At 60.1% G+C, this 12,648-nt stretch carries 12 protein-coding genes, 1 tRNA gene and 1 other RNA gene; 4 read left to right on the top strand and 10 right to left on the bottom strand.

The genetic code is table 11. The annotated features are described in order from the left end of the window. Nucleotides 1-35: 35 nt before the first annotated feature. From J7I12_RS02565 to J7I12_RS02595, 7 genes are all read right to left on the bottom strand, one after another. Nucleotides 36-1,598, bottom strand: a complete 1,563-nt coding sequence (locus J7I12_RS02565; RefSeq protein WP_208360633.1) for a c-type cytochrome — start codon at nt 1,596-1,598, stop codon at nt 36-38. A 2-nt stretch (nt 1,599-1,600) separates the two neighbouring features. After that, entirely contained in the window at nt 1,601-2,950 is a 1,350-nt protein-coding gene (locus tag J7I12_RS02570) for a c-type cytochrome (protein ID WP_118228853.1), read from the bottom strand. A 3-nt stretch (nt 2,951-2,953) separates the two neighbouring features. After that, complete coding sequence (locus J7I12_RS02575; protein WP_208360631.1) at nt 2,954-3,832, bottom strand: c-type cytochrome; 879 nt, start codon at nt 3,830-3,832, stop codon at nt 2,954-2,956. A 191-nt stretch (nt 3,833-4,023) separates the two neighbouring features. After that, nucleotides 4,024-4,536 carry a Cys-tRNA(Pro) deacylase gene (ybaK, locus tag J7I12_RS02580; protein ID WP_208360629.1) on the bottom strand — a complete coding sequence of 171 codons (513 nt, stop codon included), beginning with the start codon at nt 4,534-4,536 and terminating at the stop codon, nt 4,024-4,026. Then, nucleotides 4,505-6,592, bottom strand: coding sequence for an ATP-binding protein (locus tag J7I12_RS02585; protein WP_208360627.1), 2,088 nt, complete (start codon nt 6,590-6,592; stop codon nt 4,505-4,507). Before J7I12_RS02585 ends, ybaK begins: the two co-directional genes overlap by 32 nt. 140 nt (nt 6,593-6,732) lie before the next feature. Then, the gene (locus tag J7I12_RS02590; protein WP_208360625.1) at nt 6,733-8,310 is read right to left on the bottom strand and encodes a dephospho-CoA kinase; all 1,578 of its coding nucleotides are present in this window, start codon (nt 8,308-8,310) and stop codon (nt 6,733-6,735) included. Continuing rightward, nucleotides 8,307-9,731, bottom strand: coding sequence for an NlpC/P60 family N-terminal domain-containing protein (locus tag J7I12_RS02595; protein WP_208360623.1), 1,425 nt, complete (start codon nt 9,729-9,731; stop codon nt 8,307-8,309). Before J7I12_RS02595 ends, J7I12_RS02590 begins: the two co-directional genes overlap by 4 nt. A 130-nt stretch (nt 9,732-9,861) precedes the next feature. Between J7I12_RS02595 and J7I12_RS02600 the strand changes: the two genes are divergently transcribed. Then, nucleotides 9,862-9,937 (top strand) — tRNA-Glu (locus tag J7I12_RS02600). 212 nt (nt 9,938-10,149) lie between these two features. Here J7I12_RS02600 and J7I12_RS02605 read toward each other — a convergent pair. Further along, nucleotides 10,150-10,473, bottom strand: a complete 324-nt coding sequence (locus tag J7I12_RS02605; protein ID WP_118228859.1) for a HigA family addiction module antitoxin — start codon at nt 10,471-10,473, stop codon at nt 10,150-10,152. 9 nt (nt 10,474-10,482) lie between these two features. Continuing rightward, nucleotides 10,483-10,764, bottom strand: coding sequence for a type II toxin-antitoxin system RelE/ParE family toxin (locus J7I12_RS02610; protein WP_208360621.1), 282 nt, complete (start codon nt 10,762-10,764; stop codon nt 10,483-10,485). A 466-nt stretch (nt 10,765-11,230) separates the two neighbouring features. Here J7I12_RS02610 and J7I12_RS02615 point away from each other — a divergent pair, with 466 nt between their 5' ends. From J7I12_RS02615 to J7I12_RS02625, 3 genes are all read left to right on the top strand, one after another. Continuing rightward, a complete protein-coding gene (locus tag J7I12_RS02615; protein ID WP_270229374.1) occupies nt 11,231-11,362 on the top strand; it encodes a hypothetical protein in 132 nt (43 codons plus the stop codon). Nucleotides 11,363-11,484: 122 nt separating this feature from the next. Further along, on the top strand, nt 11,485-11,733 hold the full coding sequence (locus tag J7I12_RS02620; protein WP_208360619.1) for a CopG family ribbon-helix-helix protein: 249 nt from the start codon (nt 11,485-11,487) through the stop codon (nt 11,731-11,733). 40 nt (nt 11,734-11,773) lie between these two features. Beyond that, nucleotides 11,774-12,025: a type II toxin-antitoxin system RelE/ParE family toxin gene (locus J7I12_RS02625; protein WP_498793963.1), complete on the top strand. Its 252-nt coding sequence runs from the start codon at nt 11,774-11,776 to the stop codon at nt 12,023-12,025. Between the two features lie 223 nt (nt 12,026-12,248). On the opposite strand, the gene ssrA is transcribed toward J7I12_RS02625, so the two are convergent. Further along, nucleotides 12,249-12,628, bottom strand: a transfer-messenger RNA (tmRNA) gene (gene ssrA / locus J7I12_RS02630). Nucleotides 12,629-12,648: the final 20 nt, after the last annotated feature.

The raw sequence follows: 12,648 nt of genomic DNA on the forward strand, positions 1-12,648 counted from the left end.
TTTCTTAACGACAATGCGGGAACGACAATCCGAGATCAAGGCTTGCCCTGTGGCAGCTGTACCCGGAACAGGCCGCTGATGACGGCCAGGTCGTCCAATATGGGTGCGGGCAGGTGGCGGAAGGGCTGCATGACCGTGCCGGGGTAGCCTTCGGTAATGACGTGCAGGGCGCGCTGGTGGCTCACGCTCAGACGGCGCAGGTCCGGCGGGGCCGGGCGCAGGGTTTTGCCGAAGTCCGACACCGCACCGTTGGCCGCGTGGCACACGGCGCAGACGTCGATCCAGACCGTAAGCGCCTGGGGCGTGATGTCGTGCGGCGGCTGGGGCGTGTCTGTCAGCATGCTGTAACGTTTGTCCAACGTATCCAGCACGCCTTCCAGTTTTTTACGGTCGTACAGTCGGAAGTAGGGCATACCGGAACCGGGCACGCCATCGCGGATGAGCGCATAGGCGTAGCCTCTGTCCGCACGGATGGCGGCCAGGTCTGCGGCGGGAATGCGCAGGTGGCGCGCTTCCGGGCCCTGGCCGCGTCCGTCGAGTCCGTGACAGGGCGCGCAGGCCCCGTCATAGATGGTGTCGCCATTGTCATAGACCGTGCGCAGCTTGAGCGCAAAATTTTCCAGGGCCTTTTGGCTGAAGGGGGCCAGTGCAGCCGCGCGGGCCTCTCGGGCGGCCACGGCCGTGTCGTGCATGGGGGCCAGGGCAGCATCCTGCAAAAGCTGCCGGCCTGTGAGCATGGCCGCAAAAACCACAGGCAGCAAGGCCAACAGCGCCGGCGGCGCCGTACGTCGTCCCGTGCGCCGCAGCACCAGCAGCACGCCCAGAGTCGCCAGCACGCCCACGGCCAGACTGGTCAGCACCGGCCCGTTCCAGCTCGTCCGCACAGTGAGCAGCAGCCCCAGGCCCAGAACCAGCTGGGCCAGCAGGCTCCACCACAGCCAGCGGCGCAGCATGAGGGCTTTGCGGGGCTGGTCCTTGGTGGAAAAAAAGAGGTGGAAAGCCGCGCCCAGCACCAGCGCCGCGCCCAGCACATGCAGGTAGCGCAAGAGCCAGTGGAGGGCCGGCGGCGCTTGTGGGCCAAAGCCCGCAGCAGCAAAGACGGGCCAGAGCTGGGGACGCTCCATAAGGGCCAGCGCGCCGGTGAATACGGCGGGCACGGTCATGAGCGCGCCTACCCCCAGCATGCCGCAGACAAAGGCCAGCAAGGCATTGCCAGTGAGCTTGTGCCCAAAGGCGTCGATAAGCAGAAAGGCCAGAATCAGCAGAGGGATGATGGCCAGCCAGCTGTACGAAAACAGCCCCGTTGTGGTAAAAAAGGCATAAGAATAGCGAACCTGCATCACCAGCAAGGGGGCCACGCCCAGCACCACGGCCAGGCTTTTGAGCCCCAGGTGGCTGTGCACCAGATGGCTGTTCCAGGGTTGCTGCGCCGTGTTGTTGTGGAGCAGGGCGTGCAGAAACAGGGCCAGGCCCAGCATGGCCGTACCCAGCATAAGCAGCACGAACAGCAGATGCAGGCCGAAGCTGATGAACAGCAGGGCGTCCAGCACGTTTTCAGAAACGGGCAAAGCCAGAAAGAGGTCGTTCCACTGCGGCATGGCTACTTCTCCCCCACGGTGTGGCGGGCTTTGTCGTGGGCCGCGGCCAGGCCGTAGATATACTGCGCCAGAAGCAGGCGCTCCTCTTCCGAACCGGTAAAGGGCGTCATGTAGGGGGCCAGGCGCTGGGTTATGCCTACCATGGCCACCACCCCATCCAGACTGCGCCCGGTCAGGCGTTGGTCAATGCCGTTGATACCGCTTTCCGCATGACAGACGCCGCAGTTGGCGGCAAACAGGGCCCGACCGGCGGTTTCACCGGGGGAGAGGCCGGCATCCGTATTCAGCCAGCGGGTGCGCGGCAGGAGGGGGGCATTGCCGGCCAGCAGGGCTTCATTTTCCGTCAGGGGAATCTGGTTGGCGTACATGTAGCCGGGCACCAGGTAGGGCCCGCGCACAAATTCGCGTACCCGTTCAAATTCCATAAACAGCGTCACGCAGCAGAGCAGGGCGGGGATGCAGAGCGCGCGGCTGAGCAGTGGGCGGCGGCCCAGGCCCGCCAGAGCCGCCAGCACAATGCAGAGCGCTGCTGCCGTATTGAGCAGCGGCAGAAAGTCCGGCAGTTGTGAAAGGTAGGATGTGGCCACCGCAAACTTCCAGTGGGTCAGATACGTATCCGGAATGCGGGCAAAGTAGATCCAGGCGCTTACGGCCGTGACCAACGCCGCGCCCAGCGCCGCGCCCCCGGTGCAGCGCAGCGCTTTTGCGCGTTGCACCGCCGTGCCGTCAAACCGCCAGGCTGTCCAGCCCAGGAGCAGCAGCGCCCCCAGGCAGAGGCCGGCGCCCAGGCGCAGAAAGACCTGGGGAATAAAGGTGGGGTTGAAGTAGGCATCGGTAAAGGAGCGTCCCCAGGGCCAGCCGTCCGGCGTGAGCATAAAACCCAGAATGCCGGAAATGAGCACGGCGGAAATGACCGCCATGCCCACATAGCTCCAGCCCACGGCGGCCAGCAGTCCGGGACGGGTTTCTTGCAGCTTGTCCCAAAGGTAGTAGTAAATGAGCAGAAGACAGACCTCGGAGGTAAAGGCCATCCACTCAATGAACCAGGGCCAGAAAAAGAGGTGGATGAGCGCGCCTATGCCTTCCGGAGCCAGAGCCCCGGTGATGAACCAGATGCCCACGCCCGTCACCGCGCCTACAGAAGTGGTAATGACCACGGCTGTGCCCAGCAGGCGACGGGTGATGCGCGCCCAAAAGGCTCCCTTGCCGCGCCAGGTCAGCGTCTGGAACAGGACGAGCATGGTCATGAAGCCTATGGCCATCCCGTGACTGATGAGCACATGCAGCACGGCGTCCAGGGCTATGGTCATGCCGTCGCCCAGGCCGGGAATATGCAGGATGGGAAAGACCATGGCCTATTTTCCTTTCGGCAGGGGGATGACCCGCTCGATGACTTCAGGGTGACTGGCGACGAACTTGGGCCGAGGACGGCTATTGACAAAGGCGGCCACGTCCAGAGCCTCTTCCTGCTTGAGCGAGGGCGCGCTCTTGGGCATGAATTTCCAGGTGAACACGGCAAAGGTGCGCACCCGGTGCATGCCGGCGCCGTCGTTATAGGAACCGTCGCCCCAGAGGGCCGGGGCAATATCCGTGCCCTGCCCGTCGCTGCCGTGGCAGCGGGCGCAGACTTCGGCGTACACGCGCTCACCTGCGGCCGCATCGGGCTGATGGGCGTTTTCGAGGCTGTGGGGCAGGGCCCAGGGCAGCTTGGCGTACACGGGAATATCTTTGGAAATCCACTGTAGATAAACCAGCAGGGACTGCATGATCTGGCTGTCCAGAGCCGGGGCCTTGCCGTTCATGCTGCGCTCAAAGCAGTCCTGCACGCGCAGGGCCAGGTCTGTGGTATACTTCTGCCGGCTGCGGTACTGGGGATAGGTGGCCCCAGACCCCACCAGCGGAATGCTCTCAAGGCTGCGGCCGCCGTCAAAGTGGCAGCTGGAACAGGAAAGGCCGTTGCCCACGTACTGCCCGGCGTACTTCTGGGTTTCGGTCATGATTTTGTAGCCCAGCAGAACCTGGGGCCGGATTTTTTCCGGCGCGTCCTCCGGCCGGGGAGGATTGAACAGGGCCTGCTGCGCCGTCGGCGCTGCGGATGCTGCGGCAGCCGGCGCGGGAGACGTCGGAGCCCGGCGTACAGCCACACTGGTGCGGAAGAAGGAAAGCATCCAGCCCCCCAGCAGCAGCAAAAAAGTGACCAGAACCAGAGTCAGAAGCAGATTGCGGTTTTTCATAGAAGCTCCGGTAGAATGAGCAGGACCGGCCTGCCTGGAAAACACGGCAAGCGACCGCCGCAGTAGCGGAGGGCGTGGCTTTGCATACTCTTTTTAGAGTACGCAAAGCGCTCCGGATGTCAATAAGAGTGCGGAGCTGTGAAGAAAAGTAAAGGAAAAACGCCGGCTTGTTAGTGTAGCAATATGCAGGATTACGCTTCTACGGACGGGGGAGCGGCTTTGGCCAGCGTGGCAAACGCGCCGTGCACGGCACGGAGCAGGTCTGACGGGGCAAGGCGCAGTTGGACGCCGCGCAGACCGGCGCTGACAAATATAGCCTCTTGCCGGGCGGCGCTGGCGTCCACAAAAACAGGCCAGGCTTTTTTGCCGCCCAGGGGCGAACAGCCGCCGCGCACATAGCCGGTAAGCGGGCGCACTTCCTTAAGAGGCACCATGTCCACATGCTTGTTGCTGGAAGCCGCTGCCAGGGCTTTGAGGTCCAGCTCGGCGTTGGCCGGGATGCAGGCCATGAGCACGCCGGTTTTGTCCCCACGCGCCACAAGCGTTTTGAAAACGCATTGGGGCGGCACGCCCAGATTGTGGGCCATGGTAACAGCGGAAAGATCCTCTTCGTCCACCGGCGCGCTGTGCAGAGAGTAGGCAATAGCCAATTTTTCCAGCAGGCGGGCGGCGTTAGTTTTGGGAATTTTGGGATGCGATGACATGGTTATGGACAGCTGGTTGCAGCCAGCGGCTGAGTTTTTTGCGCAGCACGGCCAGATTAAACGGCTTGGCGATGTGGTCGTCCATACCGGCGGCGATCATTTCGTCCACGTTTTCGGGCAACGTTACGGCGGTCATGGCGATAATGGGCAGGTGCTTGCCTAGGGCATGGCGGCTGAGGTATCGGCGTATTTCTCTGGTGGCGTGCAGGCCGTCCATGACGGGCATATAGACGTCCATGAGCACCAGATCATACGGGGTGGTGCGCACCATGCGCACGGCTTCGCTGCCGTTTTCAGCCAAATCGCAGTGCAGACCGGCCCGCTGCAGCAAAGCCCGCGCCACTTCCTGATTGATTTCATTGTCTTCTACCAGCAGGATGCGGCTGTTGGGGGGGAGGTCCGGCAGTGGCTGGGCATCCTCTTCCTCGGACGGGCAGTAGGTATTGCGGGCCAGGCTGCAGGGAATGCGCAGGTGAAAGATAGAACCTTTGCCCAACTCGCTTTCGCACCAAAGGCTGCCTTCCATAAGTTCCGCCATGCGCTTGCAGATGGTCAGGCCCAGGCCCGTGCCGCCGAAACGGCGGCTGATGTTGGAACTGGCCTGGGTGTAGGGCTCAAACAGGTGCTGTTGGTATTCCTGGCTGATGCCCATGCCCGTGTCTTGCACATAAAAGTGCAGAAATTCGTCGCTGGCGTCGCTTTCGCGGCAGATGCGCAACTGTACGCCGCCGCTGGCCGTAAATTTAACCGCATTACTCAGCAGGTTGAGCAGCACCTGTTTGAGCCGCAGCCCGTCGCCCCAGAGTTTGTGCGGTACGTCTGCCTCCACCTGACAGTCAAAGGACAGGCCTTTTTGTTCCAGAGGAAAGCGGATGGAGGTATGGGCGAATTCCAGCACTTCGTCAAGGCTGTAGTTGGCACTGTCCAGCTCCATTTTGTTTGCTTCAATTTTGGAAAGGTCCAGAATGTCGTTGATGATGTTCAGCAGACTGGTGGCGGAAGTCCGGATTTTTTGCAGATAGTCGCGTTGTTCTGGGTTGGGTTTGGACTGCAGAGCCAGCAGGGTAAGGCCGATAATGCCGTTCATGGGCGTGCGGATTTCATGGCTCATGTGGGCGAGAAATTCGCTCTTGGCCTGCGAAGCCAGCACGGCCTTTTCTCGCTCGCGCTGATTGTGTAAAAGGTCTGTGACGTCTGTGGCGATGGAAAGCCGGACCAGCCTGTTGTTGTCCCAGCGAATGGCCTTGTCCATCACGGAAAAGGAGCGGCGGCTTTTTTCGTCGGTATAGGTCCAGTGGTAGGGCTGGCCCGCCTGTCGGGCAATGATGTCATTGGTGCAGAAGGGGCAGGGGCTTTCACGCCCCATAATGCGGCGGTAACAAAGGGTGCTGCGGGCAGAAAGCTCCCTGGCGCTTTCTTGCTGCTTTCTGTTCATGAACAGGACTTCGTGCGTTTCCATGTCTACAATGCTTATGGGCTCACTAAAGGCATTGAGGATGTCGCGCAGCTGCTGGTGCTTGCGTTTTATTTTGTTGTAAAGACGAAAATGGATCAAGGAAATGGCCAGAATATTGCCCATAAGGTGGCAAATGCTGGATTCTTCCAGCGTCCACGGCGTTTGGGAAATACGCCGGGAAAGGCATATGCCCCCGTAGAGATCCCCTTCATGCAGAATAGGAAGACAGTAGGCTGAAAGCACCTGCCGGAATGTGAAAAGTTTTTTAAGGGGGCCTTCGGGCAGGTCGTTGGCATTTTCCACAACCAGGCTTTTGCGCTTGTCGAAAGCCTCCAGCACCGGCGCAAGGTCATCCAGCGCCGGATCCGGCAAGGGGGGATTCTGCACGGGGTTCTGCCAGGTGGCGGGCACATGCCAATGCCCGTCCTGTCGTTCCGTCAGAGTGACCTGACCACAGTGCAGGGCTTCACCAATCGCTGCCAACGCGCTGCGCAGAAAGTCATCCTTGTTGTCGTGCAACAGGGCGGCACTGGTGATTTCCAGAGCCAACACCAGAGGGTTGGCACAGGCAAATTCCGTAAACTGCGGACTGTCCGGCATGAGGCAACTCGAACTTGTTGGTATCATTTAGTATAGTGTGTGAGCTATAACTCCTCTTGCAGAAAATTGTCAAGAACACCCCGAAAAAAATACAAAAATCCGAAATGTCGTCATTGCTTGCGGTAAAGCGTCACCTGCGGTCATTGCCACAATGCAGCAATTTCCCGCGCGCGTGCGGCTTCGTCCGCGCGCGTTGCAACCGCTATATCCTGAAGCAGTTTTTGGGCGGTGGTGCGCAGGGTTTCCCTGTCGCCCGTATTGTCCACCACCAGATCGCAAGCCGCCAGCTTGCGCGGCTCCGGCCACTGCCAGGACTCCAGCGCGGCCAGCTTGTCGTCAGCCCAGCCGCGCGTCGCACGGATGCGCCGGTCGCGCAATTCTTTGGGGCAGTGTACGCCTACCACCAGAGGTGCGGGAGAAAAGACGTCCTGCCAGCCGCTTTCAAAATACAGCGGCACTTCGGCCACGGCCAGGGCATGGCCCGCAGCCTCGGCGGCATTCCAAAATTCCTCCACAGCCGCGCGCACCAAGCCGTGCACCAGCTGTTCCACCTCTCGACGCAAACCGGGATTGTCGCGCATGGCCGCCAGCAGGGCGGCCTTGTCCACCCCGCCTTGGGCTGTGAGAATGCCTGCGTCCGGGGTCATACGGTCCAGCCACGGGCCGGCGGCCCCGTCTGGAGCGTACAGTCGGGCCACAAGAGCGTCGGCGCTGATGGCAGGCACGCCTGTGGCGGCAATATTCTCCGTGAGGGCGGATTTGCCGCTGCCGGGGCTGCCCGTGATCACCATACGCCGCATCCGGCGTGTGGCCGCCAGGGCAGTCTCCAACAGATCTTCCGGCGGCGGGCAGGAGAAGCGTAAAAGCGCGCCGTCCACAGGGTGGGGCAGCTCCAACCGCCAGGCGTGCAGCATCTGGCGTGGGGCCAGGGCCCGCACGTCCTTGGGGGCATAGAGCCGGTCGCCCAGCAGGGGGTGTCCCACATGGGCCAGATGAACGCGGATTTGATGGGTGCGGCCCGTAAATATCCGGACGGCCAGCAAAGAGCAGCGCCCGTCCGGCGCGCTCCAAAGCCGCCTCCAGGCAGTGTGGGCGGGTTTGCCGCCGCGCGCTTCAGGCAGCACCGCGCGTTTGACTTTTGCCGTGGGGTGACGGCCGAGCGGTTTGCGGCATTCGCCCGCGTCCGCAGGGCGGCCCCACACCAGAGCCAGGTATTCCTTGTGCACTACACGGCCGGCAAAGGCGGCGCTCAGGGCCAGACGGTCGGCCTCAGTCAGGGCCACCGCCAGAAGGCCGCTGGTGTCCTTGTCCAGACGGTGAACAATGCCGGGCCGCAGCCCTTCCAGCTTGGCCAGTTGCGGAAAACGCGCCAGCAAGCGCTGCACCAGGGTATGTTCCGGACAGGACGGGCAGGGGTGCACAGTAAGCCCGGCGGGTTTGTTGCACACTGCCAGGTGTTCGTCGTGCCAGAGAATTTCCAGATGCCCCTCTTCAGCCCGCAGGGACGAGCTTGCTTCCGGCGTCTGAAGTTCCACCACCTGCCCCTCGCGCAGGCGGCAGTCCGGCTGGTTTTGCGTAAGGCCGTCAACCCGGCAGTACCCGGCTTTGATGGCCTTTTGCAGGGCCGCACGAGAAATTCCGGTCAGTTCCTGCCCCAGTACCCGGTCCAGGCGTTGCCCCGCAGCTGCGGCCGGGACGCACATGTGCAACGTGTTCACCGCAGGGTATCCGCAGGAGTGGACAGGGTGCGCAGCCTGTCCGCAAAGGTCACGGTGCGGTAGAGATTCGGCAGTTCCGCACCGGGCGTAATGGACGTGATCACCACCCGGCCCAGCACCAGCCGGGCGTCGTCGTCGCCGTCCTGCACCACCCGTACGCCCCAGACGTCGTGGAGAATGGCCGGCCGCCCACGGTAGTTGCCCACATAGAGGGTAATGTGTCCGCGCATGCCCACCAGACTCAAAAAGGGGACGCCGTAACGCAGTATGGCGGCTTCTTTTTCCGCGGTGCTCATGCCTTCCAGGGGCAGGACAGACCCGGTGCGGGCCTGGGCCACGGAATTGCGCGGCAGCCAGATGCCAAAAGGGGCCAACAGGTCGCGGGTCATGGCAGAGCAGTCGCGCAGGCCGAACATGCCGCCCCAGCCGTAGTGTTGCCCCATCATGCGATTGCCCAGCCGGGCGATGTTGCCGGGCGTGGGCGGCAAGGGCCAAGGGGCGGCGTCCGCGGCCGCAAGGGTAACGGCCTCAGTCCGTGCCATGCCGTCGGGCCCGCGTTGGGGCAGCAGTACGCGCATATGGTCTTGCCCATTCTGATTATCGTTACGCAGAGGCAGCAGCGCGCCGATGCCCGCCGTAGCCGTCGTCCCCCCCGCTGTAACCAGGCGCACCGGATCGCGCACCAAGGCGGCAAACGGGCCGTCGCGATAGGTGTGCGCAAATGCGGCGTCCACGGCGGCCACGTCGTCGGCAGCTACCCAACCAGCGGCGATGGGGCACTCCACAAAATGCCAGCGTCCGTCCCTGGTGGTATGGGCAATGAGCAGCGGCGTACCCACGGGCAGGAGAGAATACTGAAAATAATCAAAAGGATTGGCGCGCGGGTCGGGCGTGGGCTCGGCAAAGCGGGTCTGGCTGGTGGGCATTTCACGCAGGTCGGTAGCACGCACGGTGATGGCCCATGTGCTGCGGGACGGAAAAGCGCCCATGGCCGCGTTGCGGCTTATGGCGTCCCACTCTTCCTGCGTCCAGCGGACGTCGTCGTATTTAAATCCACGCGCGCGGTGGAAAATGGCGGCGGCGTCGCGCCGGCTTACCGAGGTTTTGGTCATTTCCCATGGGCCAAAATAGATGCGCATGAAGCGGGCTACCTGGACGCTTTGCTCCGCCGCGGAGAACAGTTCCTTGTCCTTTCCGGCGCGGGCGGCGTAGCCATTCAGATCCTGCGGAAAACGGCGCAAGTCCTCCACCGTGCCCATCCAGGAGGGCAAACCGGCTTCGTGCGGCTGGTGGGCCTGACGTCCGCCGCAGGCCTGCAGCAGCAACAGGCACAAAAGCCCAAGCAACAGCCCGGACAGCCGGGCCAAACCTGGGGCAGAACCGCAATAGATGCCCGCAAAGCTCCTCCCAAAATGACGCATGTGCTCCCTCCTTATCTGGCGGAGAAAACATAGCATCAGGGGTGCTGACAGGGCAATGCCCGTATTTTTGCTTTTTGCGACACATATTGCTTGACAAACGCCACTTCTGCCCGTAAACACATACCTCGCTGTCACCATCGTCTATCCGGTTAGGACGGCGGCCTCTCAAGCCGCTAAGACGGGTTCAAATCCCGTTGGTGACGCCACTCTTCACAAAAGCGCAGAAATTCGCCCAGTTGGGTGAGCCTCTGCGCTTTTGTCTTTTTCCCAGAAAGCTCTCATGCGTACCCGGGTTCCTGCCCGCGCGCATGGGGGCTTTTGCATTTTTGCGTTGTCGATCCGCAGGACGTCTTTTCTTTATCCAAAAGGGACCACCTCTGCCTTGCGCTGCGGGTGACCAGCTATCAGGGCAACAAGGTTATGGAAGAGTCGGGACATTAACACGAGCGGAATGAGGATGCACACGAGACAGGATTTCATCGCGCTTGCCGGAATAGGCCACCATGTCCAGCTCATAAGAGACCTGGCAGTTGAGCCAGAACTCCGCGCTGTTGCCAAAGTAAGCGGCCAGACGCACCGCCGTGTCGGCGGAGATGCCGCGCTTTTCGGCGATAATGCCCTGGATGCGGCTCTGTGGCATGCCGGTGTCCAGCGCAAGGCGGGTCTGGCTTATGCCCATGGGCTTCAAAAATTCTTCATTCAAAATTTCGCCCGGATGCACGGGCAGCATGCGGTCAGTCATGGCGTTCTCCTAGTGATAGTCGACGATTTCAACGGAGTAGGCGTTCCCGTCTTTCCAGACGAAGCATATCCGCCATTGGCTGTTGATGCGGATGCTGTGCTGTCCGGCCCGGTTTCCTTTGAGAATTTCCAACCTGTTTCCGGGAGGAACACGCAAGTCGTTCAGCGAAACGGCGTTGTGCAGGACTTTGAGCTTACGCATGGCAACGCGCTGGATGTCCGGCGGCAGGCCAGCGACATGCATCCCTTGGAACAAACCCTCCGCCCGGCCGTCTTTATAGCTCAGTATCATGACAACAACGTAACACTAAAAAGATGTTACTTCAAGCGTATAATTCGGACAGGGGCGGTCCCGGTTGTCCGGACAGCCAATAGCGCTTTGTTAGCTAGTTGTTTTACCTGGGGTAGTCTTGATTAGATCTGACAGTAGCCCTTGAAAAAAGGCTCACGGGTCTTTGTGAGACACCGTGAGCCTTGGTGAAATTGGGGGTTGGTGGAGGCGGCGTCCACCTAAAAATATGATTAACTGGTTATAATAAAAGAAATAAAATTTTTATTCATATTTACTTACTCAAATTCGTACTCAAATGAAAAATTTTTCTATTTGGTAGCGTGATACGGACCTGAGTTCGATGGCGTGATCACCCGGTCAAAGAGATCTGCTGTCTTTTGGGGGAGAAAATGCGCGAACGATTCTTGATATTCTCTAGACAGTTATTCGCGTTCTAACATGTATAACCTTCATATAGGAGTTGATAATGGCAGATCAGAAAATCGGCAGAGATGCAGGCTCAGGCAAATTCATCCCGGTTAAAGAAGCTGAAAAAAGACCTAAAACTACTGTGATTGAGACTAGTAAGAAGGATCGGAAAAAGAGCGGAAAAAAATGAGATTGGAGGCAGGGACTTGAGAAATCGAGTCCCATTTTTATTTCGGACCTTGCCAAGTCAATTGGAAGTATGTATTCTCTAAGCATACATAAGGATACATAAGAACATGCAAGGGAGTACGTATGCAACCAACGACAACGACAATCCGGCTCGACCCGGAAATACGCGTCCAACTGGATACAATGGCCGAGCAGATGGACAGGCCTCGCGCCTGGATAATCAAGGAAGCCATTGCCCAATACCTTGAGCGTGAGGCATGGTATCTCGCCGGAGTACAAAAGGGAATAGATGATGCGGACGCGGGCCGGGTAATCAGTCATGAAGAAATGGGAGCGCGGCTAAAGGCGAAGGGCTTCAATGTCGCCCCGTAGCCCACTGATAATTCACTGGACTGAAGCCGCTGCGAAAGACATGGGCGGCATAACTGACTATCTATTTGGCGAAGGCTTGGCTTTTGACGCGGTAGAGGACTATGTGAAGCGCATTTACAGCGCACCCCACCACCTCGCCACGCTTCCGGGTGCAGGCAAGCCGGGGAGAGTACCCAGCACCAGAGAATGGCTCGTCAAAGACACGCCATATGCACTTATTTATCGCGTACTGGCTGATAGAGTGCAGATTTTGCGCGTTATGCACGGTAGCCGCCAGTTTCCAGAGCAATAAACCCGCCATGAAGCTCGCACAGGTGTCTTAGGCTCTACTTGTAACTGCTCCTAAAAATGGGAGGATTACCGAAGTTTCTGGAATTCATTTCTACTCAAATTCTTATCAAGGCAATTGAGTACAAAGGCACTTTGGGCCGGATTCTGTCGGACAAAGAGAAAGGCCAAAACCCTTTATTTGCAAGGTGTTTTGGCCTTTTCTGTCCATCGTTGGACTGAGCTGTTGGTGGAGGCGGGGGGAGTCGAACCCCCGTCCGCGAACATTCCACACGAAGCATCTACAGGCTTAGGTCGAGTATGGCTTTCACCGTCCTGATGGCCCCCGACCAGGCGCAGGACGGCAATCCCGCCGGTAACCTCCTCGCAGAAGACCCCGGTGGGCACCGGTCTCTGCCAGCCTGATAAATGTCGCCGCACGGGGTTATCAGGCGTGGCCCCGCGCGACGTGACCGCCTAGGCGGTCTTTGCCTCGCTGTTATTAGGCAGCGTAAGCGTAGTCGTAATCGTTGTTGGCAATTACTTTTGTTGCCGCTTTTTACGAGGCCAGCGGCGCCTCGGCCTGCCGCTCCGGTTTCTACGTCCCCGTCGAAGCCAGTGCGCCCCCCCAATGGGTTCTTTTGGAAG

This window comes from Desulfovibrio diazotrophicus (genome assembly GCF_902498985.2).
In the GTDB taxonomy this organism is placed as follows: domain Bacteria; phylum Desulfobacterota; class Desulfovibrionia; order Desulfovibrionales; family Desulfovibrionaceae; genus Desulfovibrio; species Desulfovibrio legallii.